The sequence below is a fragment of the Bacillus sp. PK6-025 genome, from assembly GCF_056530265.1.
Genome location: NZ_CP096509.1, coordinates 1,797,037 through 1,814,053 on the forward strand (window position 1 = coordinate 1,797,037; position 17,017 = coordinate 1,814,053).

Sequence of the window (17,017 nt, forward strand, 5' to 3'; positions counted from 1 at the left end):
TTGAAAACACATGATCAAAGTTACGCGATTAAACGGACAGCCTTTTATTCTGAACGCGCTATTCATTGAGCAAATTGAATGTTTTCCGGATACGACAATTACGCTGTCAAACGGAAAAAAGTTTGTTGTCAAAGAAGATGAAGATACAGTTGTGGATACAATCGTGTCATTCTATCAAAAAATCCAAATACTTTCTTGTGACCAAAGAATTGAGGAATCTGAATGAATAAAAAACTTCTAGGAATTATGCTGACGATTATTCTGGCAATTGCTGTGTTAGGAACCGCTGCGTTCTTTGTCATTAAGGGAAGCGCAAGTGAAAAAGATCAAACGAAAGAACCTTCGATCGATGAAGTGGTCGAATCATCAGTTGAAGTCGCCGAAATCACGACAAACTTGAAATCGGACAATGTGGTCCGTTTGTCAATCAAGCTTGAAACCGATTCGAAAGAGGCGAAAGAAGAGCTTGAAAAGCGGGATTTCCAAATTAAAGATTCAGTCATCTCCCTTTTGGCAAACACGAACGCAGATGATCTTGAAGGACAAAAAGGAAAAGAAAAGTTTAAAGAGCAGCTGAAAGAAAAGCTGAACACGAACTACATGAAAGAGGGAAAAGTGAAAACTGTATACATTACCTCCTTTAATCTGCAGTAGGAACATAGATGACAGAACCATGGAGGTGAAAACAGATGGCAGGAGAAGTACTCTCCCAAAATGAAATCGATGCACTGCTTTCAGCGATATCGACAGGTGAAATGGACGCCGACGAGCTGAAAAAAGAAGAGTCCGTTAAAAAAGTAAAAGTCTATGACTTTAAACGGGCGCTCCGCTTTTCAAAGGATCAGATCCGCAGCTTGACAAGGATTCACGATAACTTTGCAAGGCTGCTAACGACTTATTTCTCGGCTCAGCTGAGAACCTATATCCAGATCTCGGTCAGCTCGGTTGATCAGGTTCCTTATGAGGAATTCATCAGATCCATTCCGAATATGACGATCCTCAATCTGTTTGAGGTTCGCCCTCTTGAAGGAAGAATCATGATGGAGATCAACCCGACCATCGCCTATACGATGATGGACCGGGTGATGGGCGGGATCGGTTCGAGCCACAACAAAATTGACAGCATGACGGAAATTGAGACGAAAATCATGTCCAATTTATTTGAAAGCTGCCTCTCGAATTATAAAGATGCGTGGGAATCCATCACGGAAATCGAGCCGGAAATGTCCGATTTTGAAGTGAATCCGCAGTTTGTGCAAATGGTATCGCCGAATGAGACGGTCGTTGTCATTTCGCTGAACACGCAAATAGGAGACATCAGCGGGGTTATCAACCTGTGCATCCCGCACGTCGTCCTGGAACCGATCATTCCTAAGCTTTCCGTTCACTACTGGATGCAATCAGACAGAATAGAACCAAAACCGGAGGAAACAAAGTCGATAGAAAAGCGGATTATGACGGCGCGAATTCCAATTGTCGCAGAACTCGGATCATCGGAATTAACCATTGAAGAGTTTTTAAATTTAGAAATTGGAGATTGTATCACTTTGGACAAATCAGTAGCAGAACCTCTTACTGTTTTGGTCGGAGATAAACCGAAATTTCTAGCACAAGCCGGCCGAATGAATCGAAAGACTGCGATTCAAATTCTAGATCACGACATAAGAGGTGAAGAATATGGAGAATAACAATAGGTTATCACAGGATGAAATTGATGCGCTGCTTAAAGGCGGCGATGATACGGCTCAAGAGCAGCCGGAATCAGGGTTGTCCCTGATGGAACAGGATACGATCGGGGAAATCGGAAACATTTCCTTTGGGAGCTCTGCAACAGCTTTGTCCACTTTATTGAATCAAAAAGTCGAAATTACAACACCGACTGTTTCGGTGATTGAAAAAAGCCATTTAAATGATGAGTTCCCGCACCCGTATGTTTCAATCGGTGTGAGCTATACGGAAGGTTTTTCAGGAAACAATCTTCTCGTCATCAAGCAGGAAGATGCCGCGATCATCGCTGATTTGATGATGGGTGGAGACGGGACGAACGCAGATCCGTCGCTTGGCGAAATTCATCTAAGCGCCGTTCAGGAAGCGATGAACCAAATGATGGGTTCCGCAGCGACGTCGATGTCCACCGTCTTCAGCAAGAAGATTGATATTTCTCCGCCGGAAGTTGACCTCCTTGATGTGAATGAAGGGGAAGGAACAGAGCAAATTCCGAAAGAGGACCCGCTCGTCAAAGTATCTTTCAGACTGAAAGTCGGAGAACTGATCGATTCGCATATTATGCAGCTTTATCCGCTGACCTTTGCAAAAGACCTGATCGATGAATTAACGAATCAGGACGGCGGAGAAGAGCCTGTGCAGACTGAAGAGGTAAAGCAGCCGCCCGTACAGGAAAACCCGGCGCCTAGTCCGAGTCCGGCACCTGCTCAGACACAAAGACAGGAGCCTGCGCCTAAACGGCAAGGGACGGCAAAAGTTTCAGAGCCTGTGCAGGTGGCACCGGCAGAGTTTCAATCCTTTGCCCCTCAGACTGACGCGCAGCCGCACCTTCAAAACCTTGACATGCTCATGGATATTCCTTTGTCCGTCACAGTCGAGCTGGGGAGGACAAACCGCAGCGTCAAAGAGGTGCTTGAACTGTCAACCGGCAGTATCATTGAGCTTGACAAACTCGCAGGCGAGCCTGTCGACATCCTGGTCAACCAGCGCGTCGTTGCCAAAGGCGAAGTCGTCGTCATCGATGAAAACTTTGGCGTCAGGGTGACAGACATTTTAAGTCAGGCGGAACGAATCAGCAAATTACGATAATAACAGATTGATTGGAGAGATTAATAATGGCTTACAAGATTTTAGTAGTTGATGATGCAGCATTTATGAGAATGATGATTAAAGACATTTTAGTGAAAAACGGCTTTGAAGTCGTCGCAGAAGCGCAAGACGGAGCGCAGGCTGTTGAAAAATATAAAGAGCATTCACCTGATCTTGTCACAATGGATATCACGATGCCGGAAAAAGACGGAATCACGGCTCTTAAAGAAATCAAGGAAATCGATCCGCAGGCAAAAATCATCATGTGTTCGGCAATGGGCCAGCAATCGATGGTTATCGACGCTATTCAGGCGGGAGCGAAAGACTTTATCGTCAAACCGTTCCAGGCTGACCGCGTCATGGAAGCGATCAATAAAACGCTAAGCTAAAGGGTGTACAACTTGTTTAAGAAACCTCTTATTTTCATAGCCGGCCTTTGTCTATTTGCCTTTCTCGTGCTGCCGTACGCTCCGGCTCTCGCAGAGGAATCGGGGGATCAGACCGTTGACCATCTGTTTGAGCAAAAAGGTGCGGGCAAAGAGAAAGAAAAAGCAAAAGACAAAGACAAAACCGAGGAAAAAAGTTCTCTTAAGGAAGAGGCGGAGGCCGAACCCCCGTCTCCTTCCGTTTCCATATTTGATTTTGTGAAAATGATCGGCGCGTTACTGTTCGTCATTTTTCTGATCTACGCTTTGGTCAAATTCATGAATAAACGCAACCGCCTGTTAAAACCCTTCCAGTATGTCGAAAACATCGGCGGAACTTCGCTCGGGCAAAACAAGTCCGTACAGCTGATTAAAGTAGGGAACAGGGTGCTGGTCGTCGGTGTCGGCGATAATATCCAGCTGCTGAAAGAGATCGATGATGAAAAGGAATATAAAGAAATTCTCACGCAGCATGAAGCTGCGATGAACAGCAAGATTGAGTGGCAGAAATGGATGGATCAAGTCAAAGTTCCAGGCGTGCAAAAGCAAAGCGGCACAGCATCTTTTTCCGAGTCGTTAAAAGCACAGCTCGCGGAACTGAAACAAAATCGCGCAGAAGGCAGAAAGAAAGGCCAAAATCAACATGAATGAGTTTATGGATTTATTTAATTCAAGCGATGCGGCAAACGTCAGCGCCAGCGTCCGGCTCTTGCTGCTTTTGACAGTATTTTCGATCGCTCCGGGGATCTTGATCCTGATGACGTGTTTCACAAGGGTTGTCATCGTATTGTCCTTTGTCCGGACATCGCTGGCAACACAGTCAATGCCCCCAAACCAGGTGCTGATCGGACTTGCACTGTTTCTGACATTTTTCATTATGGGGCCGACTTTTTCCGAGATTAATAAAGAAGCGCTGACGCCGTTAATGAACAATAAAATCACCTTGGATGAAGCTTACACAAAAGCGGAAACCCCGATCAAAACCTTTATGAGCAAGCATACAAGACAGAAAGATCTGGCTTTATTTATGAATTACGCAAAGATGGAGACGCCTGAATCCATTAAAGATATTCCGCTTTCAACGATGGTTCCCGCGTTTGTCATCTCGGAATTGAAAACCGCGTTTCAAATGGGATTTATGATATTTATACCGTTTCTGATTATCGATATGGTTGTGGCAAGTGTTTTGATGTCGATGGGGATGATGATGCTTCCGCCGGTCATGATTTCACTGCCGTTTAAGATTTTGCTGTTTGTGCTTGTAGATGGCTGGTATTTAATCGTTAAATCTTTGCTGCAAAGCTTTTAGAGTAGGTGCTAATACATGAATTCAGAATTTGTTATATCGATGGCTGAAAGGGCTGTATACGTTACATTGCTTATCAGCGGGCCGCTTTTGGCGCTCGCTCTTCTCGTCGGGCTGATCGTCAGCGTTTTTCAGGCAACCACCCAAATACAGGAACAGACTCTTGCATTCATTCCGAAAATCGTCGCCGTTTTGGTCGGGCTCGTCATTTTCGGCCCGTGGATGCTGTCGACGATTTTATCATTCGCGACTGAGCTGTTCTCTAATTTAAACCGTTTTGCAGGGTAGTTTTAACATGTCAATAATTGAATCATTTCCAGCCTTTTTACTTGTATTTGTCAGAATCACAGCATTCTATGTAACGGTGCCTCTATTTTCTTATCGGTCAATTCCTGCCGTTCATAAAATAGGTTTTGCATTTTTTCTTGCGCTCGTCAGTTTTCAGGCGATTGAAAAGCCTCCTCAGCTTGATGTTGACGGAGTTTACATGATGTTGGCCATGAAGGAAGCGCTGATCGGGCTTCTGCTTGGGCTGATCGCCTACATGATGATCTCGGCCGTTCAAATCGCCGGATCATTCATCGATTTTCAAATGGGATTTGCGGTGGCGAATGTGATCGATCCCCAGACAGGAGCGCAAAGCCCGCTTGTCGGCCAGTTTTTATATACGTTGGCGCTGCTCCTCATGCTGAGCCTGAATGCGCATCATCTCCTGCTTGACGGGATTTATTACAGCTATCAATACATCCCGGTCGATAAGATGGCGCTGTCGTTTGGAAGCGAAGGATTTGCCGAGTTTATTGCAAAGAGCTTCAACACGATGTTTATAACAGCATTTCAATTGTCTGCGCCTGTTGTGGCTTGTTTGTTTTTAGTCGATCTGGCATTGGGGATTGTGGCGAGAACGGTGCCGCAGCTCAACGTGTTTGTCGTCGGGCTTCCTTTGAAAATCGCAATCACCTTTATCATGCTCATCATCTGCATGGCCGTTATGTTCAGCATGATGCAGCACGTCTTCGAATTTGCCATTCGGACAATGAGAGATCTATTAACTTTGCTTGGGGTGGCATGATGAAGCTGACGTTGGATTTGCAATTTTTCGCAGGTGAAAAAACGGAAAAAGCGACGCCGAAAAAACGGCGGGAAAGCAGAAAAAAAGGACAGGTTGCCAAAAGCGCAGATGTCAATACAGCGATCACGCTTCTTATCGTGTTTTTATCATTTTTATTCATCGGCCCTTTTATGAGAGATCGCCTGCTCGCCCTGATCGAAAAATATTACAAAGAGTTGATCACGATGAAGGTGTCAGTCGCCAATATTCCCGGCCTGTTTCAAAGTCTTGTGCTTGAATCGGGCTTCATTATGGCACCGCTTTTGCTGACAGCCGTCGTCTCCGGGGTCTTGAGCAACTATATGCAAGTCGGGTTTTTATTTTCCCCTGAAGCGATCAAGCCTGATTTGAAAAAGCTTGACCCGCTTAAAGGATTCAAGCGGATTTACAGCATCAGAGCGATCGTTGAACTGCTTAAATCGATTTTAAAAATCGTGATTGTCGGCGGCGTGACATTCGCCGTTCTATGGCTGAACTTTGACAAAATTCTCAGAATCCCGGCGCTGTCCGCGGGCGAGGCTTTGTCATATGTCGGCTGGCTCACCTTTTTAATGGGGGTTTCCGCTGCAGTCGCCCTGATTTTTCTCGCGGTGCTCGATTACCTCTATCAAAAATTTGATTATGAAAAAAATATTCGCATGTCAAAACAGGACATTAAAGACGAATACAAAAAAACCGAAGGCGATCCTCTGATTAAGTCGAAGATCAAGCAGAAGCAAAAGGAAATGGCGATGCGCCGCATGATGCAGGATGTGCCAAAAGCGGATGTCATCATCACAAACCCGACCCATTACGCTGTCGCGCTGAAATATGACGAAAACAAAATGGATGCGCCGTTTATCATCGCAAAAGGGGTCGATCTGATGGCTCTGAAAATCAGGCAGATCGCCAAAGAACACGATGTCATGACAGTCGAAAACAGACCTTTGGCGAGGGCGCTCTATGACCAGGTTGAGATCGACCAGGCCGTTCCGGAAGAATTCTTTAAGGCCGTAGCCGAAATCCTGGCGTATGTTTACAAAACAAAGCAAAAAATCTAGTGAATTTTTCAGTTTTAAAAGGAGAGAAACAGCATGTCAGCAAGAGATTTATCAGTTTTATCAGGCGTTGTCCTCATTGTGGCAATGCTTATCATACCCTTTCCACCATGGTTGTTGAGCGTTTTAATTATCGTGAATATTTCTCTTGCGTTAATCGTGCTTCTCACCACAATGAACATGCAAGAACCGCTGCAATTTTCGATATTTCCTTCTTTGCTGCTCCTCTTGACGCTGTTCCGCCTCGGGCTGAATGTATCGACGACACGTTCGATTCTGTCCAACGGAGATGCGGGAAAAGTAGTCGAGACGTTCGGGTCTTTCGTTGTCGGCGGAAACGTTTTGGTCGGTCTCGTTGTCTTTATCATTTTGATCATTATCCAATTTATCGTCATAACGAAAGGGGCGGAACGGGTTTCTGAAGTTGCTGCCAGATTCACGCTCGACGCCATGCCGGGGAAACAGATGAGCATTGATGCCGATTTGAACGCCGGAATGGTGACCGAACAGGAAGCGAAAGTGCGCCGTGAGAAAGTGGCCCGTGAAGCCGACTTCTACGGCGCGATGGACGGTGCGAGCAAATTCGTGAAAGGGGATGCGATCGCAGGGATCATCATCGTCCTCATTAACGTCCTTTTCGGAATTGTCATCGGCATGCTGCAAAAACAAATGAGCATTCAGGAAGCCGCTTCACACTTTACGCTCTTGTCTGTAGGCGACGGGATCGTATCTCAGCTGCCTGCGCTCTTGATCTCAACGGCGACGGGTATCGTCGTCACAAGAGCAGCGTCGGACGGGAACCTCGGACACGATATTACAGGCCAGCTGTTTGCTTATCCAAAGCTTTTGTATGTGACGGCGGGAACGATTTTGCTGCTCGGGATTTTCACACCGATCGGCATTCTCCTGACAGGTCCTCTGGCTCTTCTTCTCGCCATCGGCGGCTATACGCTCTCCAAAGCCGGTGAAGAGAAGGAAAAAGTGGAGGATATCCTTGAGGAAGAAGCTGAAGTGGACGAATTAAAAAGTCCCGAAAGCGTCGTTCATCTGCTCGATATTGATCCGATCGAATTTGAATTCGGCTACGGATTGATTCCGCTTGCAGATGCAAATCAAGGCGGCGACCTATTAGACAGAATCGTCATGATCAGGCGTCAGCTTGCGCTTGAACTCGGTCTCGTCATTCCGGTCGTCAGAATCAGGGATAACATCGCTCTTCAGCCGAACGAGTACAGGCTCAAAATTAAAGGAAACGAAGTCGCAAAAGGCGAGCTTCTCCTCGATCACTTTTTGGCGATGTCTCCGACAGGCGAAGACGATCAGATCGAAGGAATTGACACGATCGAACCGTCCTTCGGCCTCCCGGCAAAATGGATACCGGAATCTCAGAAAGATCAGGCCGAAATGCTCGGATATACGGTTGTCGATCCGGCTTCAGTCGTGTCGACCCACATTACAGAGCAGGTGAAAAAGCACGCTCATGAACTGATCGGAAGACAGGAAACAAAACAGCTGATCGACCACTTGAAAGAATCTTATCCTGTACTGGTCGAAGAGGTCTCGCCGAATCCGCTGTCTGTCGGTGATATTCAGAAAGTGCTGGCCAAACTTCTGAAAGAAAAAGTATCGATCAGGAACTTGGTGACAATCTTTGAAACACTGGCCGACTACGGAAAGCTGACGACGGATTCAGATATGCTGACCGAGTATGTAAGACAGGCGCTTGCCAAGCAGATCACCGCCCAATATGCGAAGGAAAATGAGACGCTGAAAGTGGTGACGTGTTCGGGCCGCGTCGAAAAGGCCGTGGCGGAAGGAATTCAGCAGACTGAACACGGCAACTTTTTATCTCTTGAACCTGCATTATCCGAAAATATCATTCAATCTGTAGCAAGAGAAATCGAACAGCTCTCATTAAGGCAGGAAGTGCCGATCCTTCTATGTTCACCGCCTGTCAGAATGTATGTCAAACAGCTGTTAGAGCGCTATTTCCCTGATCTGCCGGTTCTTTCTTATAACGAACTGGAAGCCAATGTAGAAGTTCAAAGCATCGGAGTGGTGGATATTCAATGAAAATTAAAAAATTTGTAGCTGGTTCTATGCAGGAAGCCACAAAGCAAATTATACAAGAGCTCGGGAATGACGCCGTAATCTTGAATTCTAAAAAAATTCATACGAGAAAATTTCTCGGCTTTGTGAAAAAAGCCGGGGTTGAAGTGATTGCGGTTGTCGACCAGGACTTTTCCGACGCGAGGAAACCGGAGCGGCAAAAGCCAGTTTTACGTGAACAAAGCCCTTCGCCTGTCCCGCAGCCGGACCACCTCGATTTGGCAAGCCAAGTGAAAGAGCTGAAAGAACTGCTGGAAATGCGGCATCATGAGCAGCCGGTTGATGTGCTGCCTGAGCCGCTGAAAAAGGCGGACCAGCTTCTGGCAAAGCAAGGGGTATCGCCGGCCATCCGTACGAAAGCGCTCGGCCGGTTGATCAGCACTTCTTTAAAAAACGGCGAAGAATGGACGGATGAAAAGGCGCTGGCCCACTTAACAGATGCTTTGGCCGATCTTCTTCCCGATAATCGGGAACAGGACGTGGCGATTCATTCCCAATATGTCGTGCTCTTCGGATCGACCGGAGTCGGCAAAACGACGACATTGGCAAAGCTTGCCGCTTCTTCCGTGCTGGAAAAGCAGAAAAAAATCGCTTTTATCACGACGGATACGTACCGGATTGCAGCGGTTGAACAGCTCAGGACATATGCCGAGCTTCTGAATGCGCCGCTCGAGGTGTGCTACACGAAAGAAGAATTTAAAGCGGCCCAGCAAAAGTTCGCCGATTTTGACCACGTCTTCATCGATACGGCGGGCCGGAATTTCAAAGACGGGCAATATGTCAGGGAGCTGAAGGAAATCATTCCGTTTGAGCGTAAGATACAGGCGTTTCTCGTCATGTCCGCGACGAGCAAGTACGAGGATATGAAGGAGCTCATTAAGCAGTTCTCAAGCATTCCGATCGATCAGTTGATATTCACGAAAGTGGATGAAACCGATTCATTGGGAAGCGTCATGAATCTGCTCGCCGAATCGAGAATCGGTCTCGGCTATATGACAAACGGACAAAATGTTCCGGAAGATATCCGCTACTTGTCAAATGCATCATTTGTCAGACTGCTTACGGGGTGTTGAACATGGATCAGGCAGAAAGCTTACGAAGGCGGATGGGGCAGCGCTTCGCCGAACCGCCCGCCCCTGTCGCTCATCCAAAAGCGAAAACGCTCGCTGTTATGAGTGGAAAAGGAGGCGTCGGGAAGTCGAATATATCGCTGAATACGGCTCTCGCCTTCTTGGAAAAAGGAAAGAGCGTGCTGTTGATCGATCTAGATGTCGGAATGGGGAACATCGATATTTTGATCGGCCGGCAATCGCTCTGCACCGTGATGGATCTCCTTCAGCAAAAAATACCGTTTGAGCGCGCCTTGTCAGCCGGTCCGCGTGGCCTTCAATACATTTCGGGCGGAACGGGACTGGATGCGATGTTCGAATTGAACGGGGAAAACTGGGCGTTCTTTCTGAAAGAATTAACGCGGGCTTTGACAAGCTTCGATTATGTCATATTTGATATGGGAGCAGGGCTGTCGAAAGATCAGCTGCCATTCGTCCTGTCAGCGGATGAAATTCTGGTCGTCACCACGCCGGAGCCGACATCGATCATGGACGCTTACAGCGCGATCAAGCATTTGGCATTAACGGGACGCGATCTTCAGCTGAAAGTCGCTGTCAATCGCTGTACAACCCAAAAAGACGGAATTTCCGCCTTTCTCCGCCTTTCCAACACGGTAAACGCTTTTTTACAGCAAAAGCTTGCATATGCAGGGCCGATTCCTGAGGATCCCCTGGTACCAAGAGCCGTTGTGGAGCAGCAGCCGTTTCTGATGAAGAACCCGCGTTCCAAGCCGAGCAGGGCGGTTTACCTGCTGGCAGAATCGCTGCTTGATAACGGCAGAACGGAAATAGGCGAAAACCGGTCCTTTATCGATAAATTATCTTCATTCCTGAGGAGGGGCAATACATTATGATTCGTGTTCTTGTCGTTGACGACTCTGCTTTTATGAGAAACATGATCACCAAGTTTTTAACATCCAATCACGAGATTGCTGTAGCAGGAACGGCAAGAAACGGCGAGGAAGCGCTCCAAAAAATCAAGGAGCTCCGCCCGGATGTGATCACATTGGATATTGAAATGCCTGTGATGAACGGAAAAGAAACATTGAAAAGGATCATGGCGAGCGATCCGCTTCCGGTTGTCATGGTATCGAGTCTGACGCAGCAGGGGGCTGATATCACGATCGAATGTCTTGAGCTGGGGGCGATCGATTTCGTCGCAAAGCCGTCGGGTTCAATTTCAATTGATTTATATAAAGTAAGAGACATGCTGATTGAGAAAGTGTTGACAGCAGGGCGGGTGAAACTGAAAGGCCGGCCTGTTCCGATTTCAAAACCCGCCATCGAGACGGCAAAGCGGCCGCCGGTGAGCGGCAGCGATTCAGTCCGTGTTCGGGCTGGAAAACAGCTCATCTGCATCGGTACATCGACAGGGGGACCGAGAGCGCTGCAAAGAGTGCTTCCCAAGCTTCCCAAAACGTTGAAGGCGCCTGTTTTTGTCGTTCAGCACATGCCAAAGGGGTTTACAGCCTCATTAGCGAACAGGCTGAACCACCTCTCAGAAGTAACCGTGAAGGAGGCTGAAAACGGTGAGAGAGCGAAAGACGGCTGGGTTTACATTGCCCCCGGAGGGAAAAACATGGCAGTCGGCCTTGAAAAGGGCGAATTGGTGATCACGCTCGATGACCGCGACACAGAGAGCCGTCACAAGCCTTCTGTTGACTATTTGTTCCATTCCCTGGCCTCACTTCGGGAGTTTGAAAAAATCGCCGTCATTATGACGGGGATGGGAAGCGACGGAACAGAAGGCGTAAAAGGCCTTTTGAAACATGGAAGCGGAACGGTGATCGCCGAAGCAGCCGAGTCGTCCGTCGTTTTCGGAATGCCGAAATCGGTCATTAACAACGGACTTGCAAACGACATCAAGCATGTTGATGAGATTGCCGCAGCCATTATGACGTATATGAAAAAAGAGAGGGCGTGACTCATATGGATATGAATCAATATTTAGACGTCTTTATTGAAGAAAGCAGAGAACATTTGCAAACCTGTAACGAAAAATTGCTCGAACTCGAAAAAAATCCGACAGACCTGCAGCTTGTCCATGATATTTTCAGAGCGGCTCATACCTTGAAAGGGATGAGCGCTACGATGGGCTATGAAGATATGGCTCATTTAACGCACAGTCTGGAAAACGTGCTGGACGCGATACGAAATGAAGAAATGACCATTACGTCAGAGTGGATGGACATCATGTTTGAAGCGCTCGATGACCTTGAAGCGATTGTCCTTTCGATCATTGAAGGGGGCGACGGCAAAAGAGACGTTTCAGAAGTCTGCGCCAAGCTTGATGTGACAGGCGCAAACAAGGAGGCGGCCGCATCGGCAGAAGCGCCTGAAGCTGCGTCGTCTGAAACGAAATGGGCCTATGACGAATTTCAGCGGACGGTCATCGCCGAAGCTGAGGAACAAGGCTTTAAATGTTACGAAATCAATGTTGCGTTGAAAGAGGACTGCCTGTTGAAGGGCGTTCGGGTGTACATGGTATTTGAACAGCTGAACGAAATCGGCGAAGTCGTCAAAACGATTCCGGAAACGGAAGTTCTCGAGTCGGAAGATTTTGATTCCGAATTCGTCGTGTGCTTTTTAAGCAAACACGGGGAAGAAGAGATTTTCAACAAAATCAACGGCGTATCTGAAATCGAAAAAATTGAAGTAACCGAGCTGAAAAACGATTTTTCGGCACAGGAAGAAGCCGCGCCTGCAGCGCCTGAAAAAGAAACCGCACCGAAAGACGCGGAGAAAACCCCGGCTAAGCAGCCGGACGGCAAAAAAGAAGCGGCGAAACCTGCAGCAGGCGGCGGAACGAAGACGATCCGCGTCAACATCGACCGCCTCGATTCATTAATGAACCTGTTTGAGGAGCTGGTCATTGACAGAGGGCGCTTAGAGCAGATCGCCAAAGAGCTTGAACACGGCGAATTAACAGATACCGTCGAACGGATGACAAGAATTTCAGGCGACCTGCAATCGATCATCCTCAACATGAGAATGGTTCCGGTAGAAACGGTGTTCAACCGCTTCCCGCGCATGGTCCGCCAGCTGACAAAAGAATTAAATAAAAAGATCGAGCTGTCGATTTTCGGGGCGGAAACCGAGCTTGACAGAACGGTAATAGACGAGATCGGCGACCCGCTTGTCCACCTCTTGAGAAACAGCCTTGATCACGGGATCGAGGCGCCTGAAGTCAGGGTGAAAAACGGTAAGCCTGAAACGGGTCAAGTCCGTCTGAAAGCATATCACAGCGGGAACCACGTCTTTATCGAGGTCGAGGATGACGGAGCCGGCATCAACCGCAAAAAGGTGCTTGAAAAAGCGCTTGAACGCAACGTCATTACCGAACGTGACGCCGAAACGATCGAAGATCATGAAATCGACGCACTCATTTTTGCACCGGGATTCTCAACCGCAGATCAAATCTCGGATATTTCAGGACGCGGGGTCGGCTTGGACGTTGTCAAAAGCAAGCTGGAATCTTTGGGCGGTTCTGTCAGCATCAAATCGAGCGAAGGCGAAGGTTCGCTTTTCTCCATTCAGCTTCCGCTTACACTGTCGATCATATCCGTGCTCCTAGTCAAACTTGAAAACGAAACGTTTGCGATACCGATTTCTTCTATTATAGAAACGGCTGTCATCGATAAGAAAGATATTCTTCAGACGCACGACCGCGAAGTGATCGATTTCAGGGGCCATATCGTACCGGTGGTTTACCTGAAAGAACAGTTTAATGTTGAGGATTCTTCGGATGATCTTGATCAGCTTCACGCCATCGTCGTGAAAAAAGGAGACAAGCTGACGGCATTTGTTGTCGACTCCTTTATCGGCCAGCAGGAAGTCGTACTAAAATCACTCGGCGATTATTTAACAAACGTCTTTGCCATTTCCGGCGCGACGATTTTGGGAGACGGACAAGTAGCCCTGATCATCGACTGCAACGCCCTTATCAAATAGAAAGCGAAAGGAGAGCGATCCTCTTGACCACACAGACTACCACCGGTGAAAAAATGATTGTGTTCAAAGTAAATCATAAAGAGTATGCCATCTCTGTATCCGAAGTGATGTCCATTGAAAAATGGCAGCAGCCAACAAGGGTGCCGGGAGTGGAACCGTATATTTGCGGCGTCATTAATTTGAGAGGTGTTGTCACGCCTGTCATCGATTTAAGAAAGCGGATTGAAGCGCCTGGAGATACGATTACAGATGAAACGAGAATCATCATCATCACCCATCAGGACATTGAAGTCGGCTGGGTGGTGGACGAGGCGAACGATGTCATCACTGTCGAGGAAGAGGAAATTGAATCGGCTCCCGAAACGGTAGGAAAAGACGGCAGGCAATGGATTAAAGGCATCGTCAAGCAAGGGTCCAGACTTCTCAATCTGATTGACTCTGAAGCTGTTTTAAACCGGAAGTCGAGCCTTGCCGCCGCTTCTGAAAATGTGAAGAAATAAGGAGCCTATGATGAGCGTATTTAACGGAATTAGAGAAGAGCATCTTGATATATTGCGGGAAGTCGGGAATATCGGAGCGGGTCATTCCGCTTCTGCCCTGGCTCTATTGCTGAACAGGAAAATCGAAATGGAAGTGCCGTTTGTCAAGCTGATGTCGTTTGATGAGCTTGTCAACCTATTCGGCGGTGCAGACCTTCCTGTCGCAAGCATCTTTTTGCGCATGGAAGGGGATTTTCCCGGTTCTATGTTCGTGATCATGCCTTTTTCAGAGGCCGAGCAGCTGATCAGGGAGCTTGTCGGCAATCCGGAATTCGAGATTGACAGCATGACGCCCAATGATATCGGAGCCTCCGCCCTGCACGAACTCGGGAATATTATGGCGGGATCTTATTTGACCGCTCTCGCTGATTTGACAAACCGGCAAATGTACCCGAGCGTCCCTGAACTGACGCTTGATATGTTCGGAGCCGTCATCAGCGAAGGGCTGATCGAGCTCAGCCAAGTTGGAGACCAGGTTATCGTGATCGACAACTCCATTTTTGACGAGGAGCACAACCGGAAAGTAAAAGCGCATTTGTTCCTTCTGCCGGACTATGATTCTTTTGAAAAGCTCTTTCATGCATTGGGTGCAGCTCTATGAAAATCTTAGAAAAAGAAACATCGATTATCAGAGTGGGAATTGCCGATGTGAAAATAGTCCGCACTCCCGACAAGATCAGGACATCGGGTCTCGGTTCGTGCGTCGGACTCGTGCTCTATGATTTGGAAGCGAAGACGGCCGGTCTCGTCCACGTCATGCTTCCCGACTCTTCCTTATCCAAGACACCGGACATCAATGTGGCAAAGTACGCGGACACAGCTGTCGAAGCGACGGTCAAGATGCTGCTTGAAGCCGGGTGCCGAAAATACGCTTTGAAAGCGAAAATGGCCGGAGGAGCCGAAATGTTTAAATTTAAGATGACAAATGATTTGATGAAAGTCGGGCCAAGAAATGTGCTTGCGATTAAAAAACATCTATCTCTCTTAAACATTCCGATTGTAAGCGAGGATACAGGCGGAAACAGCGGAAGAACGATCGAGTTCGATCCGCAGTCAGCCGAACTTGTCATCCGGACAGTTAAACAAGGTGTAACGATGATTTAATATGCAATATAGGGGGATAAAGATGCAATCCTTGAACTATGAAGATCAGATGCTTTGGTCGCGGTGGAAAGAATGGAAAGATCCTCAGGCAGGCGATGATTTAATCCGCCGCTATATGCCGCTTGTGACATATCATGTCGGCCGGATAGCCGTCGGCTTGCCCAAGTCCGTTCATAAAGACGATTTGGTCAGCCTTGGCATGCTGGGTTTGTATGACGCCCTTGAAAAATTTGATCCGGGAAGGGATTTGAAGTTTGATACATACGCTTCCTTCAGAATCAGAGGCGCTATTATCGATGGCCTTCGCAAAGAAGACTGGCTTCCGAGAACATCCCGTGAAAAAACGAAGAAAGTGGAAGCTGCGATCGAAAAGCTCGAACAGCGCTACTTAAGAAATGTTTCGCCGAGCGAAATCGCCGCTGAGCTGGGAATGAGCGAGCAAGACGTCGTGACCACAATCAATGAAGGTTTCTTTGCGAATCTCCTTTCAATTGATGAGAAGCTTCACGACCATGAAGACGGGGAGAACGTCCAGGTGATGATCAGGGACGACAAAACGAGCACGCCGGAAGAAAAAATGCTCAAAGACGAACTGATCTCCCAGCTTGCGGAAAAAATAAACGAGCTTTCAGAAAAAGAACAGCTCGTGATCAGCTTATTCTATAAAGAAGAGCTGACCCTGACGGAAATCGGACAGGTTTTGAATTTGTCGACTTCCCGCATTTCACAGATTCACTCCAAGGCGCTTTTGAAACTGAAGCATCTGCTGGATAAAGTGGTACAATAACATGTAAGCTGCCGGCATGAAACCGGCAGCATTTTTTAAGCGTCCGACAGGGAAGTCTTTTTTTGATTAAATTTCATGGTTAGCGAGTGAAAAATATGTCAACAATATTATGGCTTGTGAGCTTTACGCTCCACGGTATATTGATTTATTTCGTCATCATTCTGAATGCGAGGCTCAGCGCTTTTAAGGCGGCGGAGAAAGAGCAAAAACAGCTTTTGGAAGAAACCGAGAATACATTGACCGCTTTTTTGATGGAGCTAAAAGACGAAAATGAAAAACTCGTTCGCGAGATTCGGGCGAATGCCGAAGAAGAGCCGCAAAGAGTGCAAACACAGCCTGACATTCCTGCTCAAACCCCCGCCCTTCCGGAAGCGGACGAATCGCGCGATCTGCCGCTTCACATCGAAGCGATGATCAATGAGGTGGAGCAGGAAGAGGATGAGCTCAATCAAAAAGAGCAGGAATCCGTATCCTATGAAGAAGAAGCTCTCGCATTATATGAAAAGGGGCTCTCTCCGGAGGAAATCGCAAGACAGCTGAAAAGCGGGAAAACAGAAATCGAGCTTTTCTTAAAATTTCGCGGAAAGCTGAAAAACGATTCTTGATTGTCGAGAAAGCTTATGTTATATTATTTCTTGGTGTTAATTACACACGCTTAACGATTTATGCAAGCGGTGCTGTGCGGTTCTCGCGTGCAGTCCTGCATAAAAATGACCTAAGCGGAG

At 47.4% G+C, this 17,017-nt stretch carries 20 protein-coding genes; all 20 read left to right on the top strand.

Annotation, left to right across the window (positions count from 1 at the left end):
* Window positions 1-10: 10 nt before the first annotated feature.
* The 20 genes from swrD to M1D67_RS09425 all read left to right on the top strand — a co-directional run bounded on the left by swrD (window position 11) and on the right by M1D67_RS09425 (window position 16,897).
* Window positions 11-226, top strand: a complete 216-nt coding sequence (gene swrD / locus M1D67_RS09330) for a swarming motility protein SwrD (protein WP_003181786.1) — start codon at window positions 11-13, stop codon at window positions 224-226.
* Entirely contained in the window at window positions 223-654 is a 432-nt protein-coding gene (gene fliL, locus M1D67_RS09335) for a flagellar basal body-associated protein FliL (protein WP_020451399.1), read from the top strand. The genes swrD and fliL overlap by 4 nt, the downstream gene beginning before the upstream one ends.
* 35 nt (window positions 655-689) lie before the next feature.
* Entirely contained in the window at window positions 690-1,688 is a 999-nt protein-coding gene (gene fliM / locus M1D67_RS09340; protein WP_020451400.1) for a flagellar motor switch protein FliM, read from the top strand.
* Window positions 1,678-2,814, top strand: coding sequence for a flagellar motor switch phosphatase FliY (fliY, locus tag M1D67_RS09345; RefSeq protein ID WP_020451401.1), 1,137 nt, complete (start codon window positions 1,678-1,680; stop codon window positions 2,812-2,814). Before fliM ends, fliY begins: the two co-directional genes overlap by 11 nt.
* Before the next feature lie 26 nt (window positions 2,815-2,840).
* Window positions 2,841-3,203, top strand: coding sequence for a response regulator (locus tag M1D67_RS09350; RefSeq protein ID WP_003181796.1), 363 nt, complete (start codon window positions 2,841-2,843; stop codon window positions 3,201-3,203).
* Between the two features lie 12 nt (window positions 3,204-3,215).
* Window positions 3,216-3,890, top strand: a complete 675-nt coding sequence (gene fliZ / locus M1D67_RS09355) for a flagella biosynthesis regulatory protein FliZ (protein ID WP_079289134.1) — start codon at window positions 3,216-3,218, stop codon at window positions 3,888-3,890.
* The gene (fliP, locus tag M1D67_RS09360) at window positions 3,883-4,548 is read left to right on the top strand and encodes a flagellar type III secretion system pore protein FliP (protein WP_020451403.1); all 666 of its coding nucleotides are present in this window, start codon (window positions 3,883-3,885) and stop codon (window positions 4,546-4,548) included. Before fliZ ends, fliP begins: the two co-directional genes overlap by 8 nt.
* 15 nt (window positions 4,549-4,563) lie before the next feature.
* The gene (gene fliQ / locus M1D67_RS09365) at window positions 4,564-4,833 is read left to right on the top strand and encodes a flagellar biosynthesis protein FliQ (protein WP_020451404.1); all 270 of its coding nucleotides are present in this window, start codon (window positions 4,564-4,566) and stop codon (window positions 4,831-4,833) included.
* Between the two features lie 7 nt (window positions 4,834-4,840).
* On the top strand, window positions 4,841-5,617 hold the full coding sequence (fliR, locus tag M1D67_RS09370; protein ID WP_020451405.1) for a flagellar biosynthetic protein FliR: 777 nt from the start codon (window positions 4,841-4,843) through the stop codon (window positions 5,615-5,617).
* On the top strand, window positions 5,617-6,696 hold the full coding sequence (gene flhB, locus M1D67_RS09375; protein WP_161517518.1) for a flagellar biosynthesis protein FlhB: 1,080 nt from the start codon (window positions 5,617-5,619) through the stop codon (window positions 6,694-6,696). The genes fliR and flhB overlap by 1 nt, the downstream gene beginning before the upstream one ends.
* 33 nt (window positions 6,697-6,729) lie before the next feature.
* Entirely contained in the window at window positions 6,730-8,766 is a 2,037-nt protein-coding gene (flhA, locus tag M1D67_RS09380; RefSeq protein ID WP_020451407.1) for a flagellar biosynthesis protein FlhA, read from the top strand.
* On the top strand, window positions 8,763-9,875 hold the full coding sequence (flhF, locus tag M1D67_RS09385; RefSeq protein ID WP_020451408.1) for a flagellar biosynthesis GTPase FlhF: 1,113 nt from the start codon (window positions 8,763-8,765) through the stop codon (window positions 9,873-9,875). Before flhA ends, flhF begins: the two co-directional genes overlap by 4 nt.
* Before the next feature lie 2 nt (window positions 9,876-9,877).
* Window positions 9,878-10,765 carry a MinD/ParA family protein gene (locus M1D67_RS09390; protein ID WP_026579734.1) on the top strand — a complete coding sequence of 296 codons (888 nt, stop codon included), beginning with the start codon at window positions 9,878-9,880 and terminating at the stop codon, window positions 10,763-10,765.
* Window positions 10,762-11,835 carry a protein-glutamate methylesterase/protein-glutamine glutaminase gene (locus tag M1D67_RS09395; RefSeq protein WP_020451410.1) on the top strand — a complete coding sequence of 358 codons (1,074 nt, stop codon included), beginning with the start codon at window positions 10,762-10,764 and terminating at the stop codon, window positions 11,833-11,835. The genes M1D67_RS09390 and M1D67_RS09395 overlap by 4 nt, the downstream gene beginning before the upstream one ends.
* Before the next feature lie 5 nt (window positions 11,836-11,840).
* Complete coding sequence (locus tag M1D67_RS09400) at window positions 11,841-13,862, top strand: chemotaxis protein CheA (RefSeq protein WP_103749009.1); 2,022 nt, start codon at window positions 11,841-11,843, stop codon at window positions 13,860-13,862.
* Window positions 13,863-13,885: 23 nt separating this feature from the next.
* Window positions 13,886-14,362, top strand: a complete 477-nt coding sequence (locus M1D67_RS09405) for a chemotaxis protein CheW (RefSeq protein ID WP_003181816.1) — start codon at window positions 13,886-13,888, stop codon at window positions 14,360-14,362.
* A gap of 10 nt (window positions 14,363-14,372) precedes the next feature.
* Window positions 14,373-15,002, top strand: coding sequence for a chemotaxis protein CheC (locus M1D67_RS09410; RefSeq protein ID WP_003181818.1), 630 nt, complete (start codon window positions 14,373-14,375; stop codon window positions 15,000-15,002).
* A complete protein-coding gene (locus M1D67_RS09415) occupies window positions 14,999-15,505 on the top strand; it encodes a chemotaxis protein CheD (protein WP_026579732.1) in 507 nt (168 codons plus the stop codon). Before M1D67_RS09410 ends, M1D67_RS09415 begins: the two co-directional genes overlap by 4 nt.
* A 22-nt stretch (window positions 15,506-15,527) precedes the next feature.
* Entirely contained in the window at window positions 15,528-16,292 is a 765-nt protein-coding gene (locus M1D67_RS09420; RefSeq protein ID WP_003181822.1) for a FliA/WhiG family RNA polymerase sigma factor, read from the top strand.
* A gap of 95 nt (window positions 16,293-16,387) precedes the next feature.
* Complete coding sequence (locus tag M1D67_RS09425; protein WP_023857198.1) at window positions 16,388-16,897, top strand: DUF6115 domain-containing protein; 510 nt, start codon at window positions 16,388-16,390, stop codon at window positions 16,895-16,897.
* Window positions 16,898-17,017 lie beyond the last annotated feature (120 nt).

Coding starts and splice junctions, on each gene's coding strand:
- swrD (WP_003181786.1), top strand. CDS start 11: ATGATCAAAGTTACGCGATTAAACGGACAGCCTTTTATTCTGAACGCG.
- fliL (WP_020451399.1), top strand. CDS start 223: ATGAATAAAAAACTTCTAGGAATTATGCTGACGATTATTCTGGCAATT.
- fliM (WP_020451400.1), top strand. CDS start 690: ATGGCAGGAGAAGTACTCTCCCAAAATGAAATCGATGCACTGCTTTCA.
- fliY (WP_020451401.1), top strand. CDS start 1,678: ATGGAGAATAACAATAGGTTATCACAGGATGAAATTGATGCGCTGCTT.
- M1D67_RS09350 (WP_003181796.1), top strand. CDS start 2,841: ATGGCTTACAAGATTTTAGTAGTTGATGATGCAGCATTTATGAGAATG.
- fliP (WP_020451403.1), top strand. CDS start 3,883: ATGAATGAGTTTATGGATTTATTTAATTCAAGCGATGCGGCAAACGTC.
- fliQ (WP_020451404.1), top strand. CDS start 4,564: ATGAATTCAGAATTTGTTATATCGATGGCTGAAAGGGCTGTATACGTT.
- fliR (WP_020451405.1), top strand. CDS start 4,841: ATGTCAATAATTGAATCATTTCCAGCCTTTTTACTTGTATTTGTCAGA.
- flhB (WP_161517518.1), top strand. CDS start 5,617: ATGAAGCTGACGTTGGATTTGCAATTTTTCGCAGGTGAAAAAACGGAA.
- flhA (WP_020451407.1), top strand. CDS start 6,730: ATGTCAGCAAGAGATTTATCAGTTTTATCAGGCGTTGTCCTCATTGTG.
- flhF (WP_020451408.1), top strand. CDS start 8,763: ATGAAAATTAAAAAATTTGTAGCTGGTTCTATGCAGGAAGCCACAAAG.
- M1D67_RS09390 (WP_026579734.1), top strand. CDS start 9,878: ATGGATCAGGCAGAAAGCTTACGAAGGCGGATGGGGCAGCGCTTCGCC.
- M1D67_RS09395 (WP_020451410.1), top strand. CDS start 10,762: ATGATTCGTGTTCTTGTCGTTGACGACTCTGCTTTTATGAGAAACATG.
- M1D67_RS09400 (WP_103749009.1), top strand. CDS start 11,841: ATGGATATGAATCAATATTTAGACGTCTTTATTGAAGAAAGCAGAGAA.
- M1D67_RS09410 (WP_003181818.1), top strand. CDS start 14,373: ATGAGCGTATTTAACGGAATTAGAGAAGAGCATCTTGATATATTGCGG.
- M1D67_RS09415 (WP_026579732.1), top strand. CDS start 14,999: ATGAAAATCTTAGAAAAAGAAACATCGATTATCAGAGTGGGAATTGCC.
- M1D67_RS09420 (WP_003181822.1), top strand. CDS start 15,528: ATGCAATCCTTGAACTATGAAGATCAGATGCTTTGGTCGCGGTGGAAA.
- M1D67_RS09425 (WP_023857198.1), top strand. CDS start 16,388: ATGTCAACAATATTATGGCTTGTGAGCTTTACGCTCCACGGTATATTG.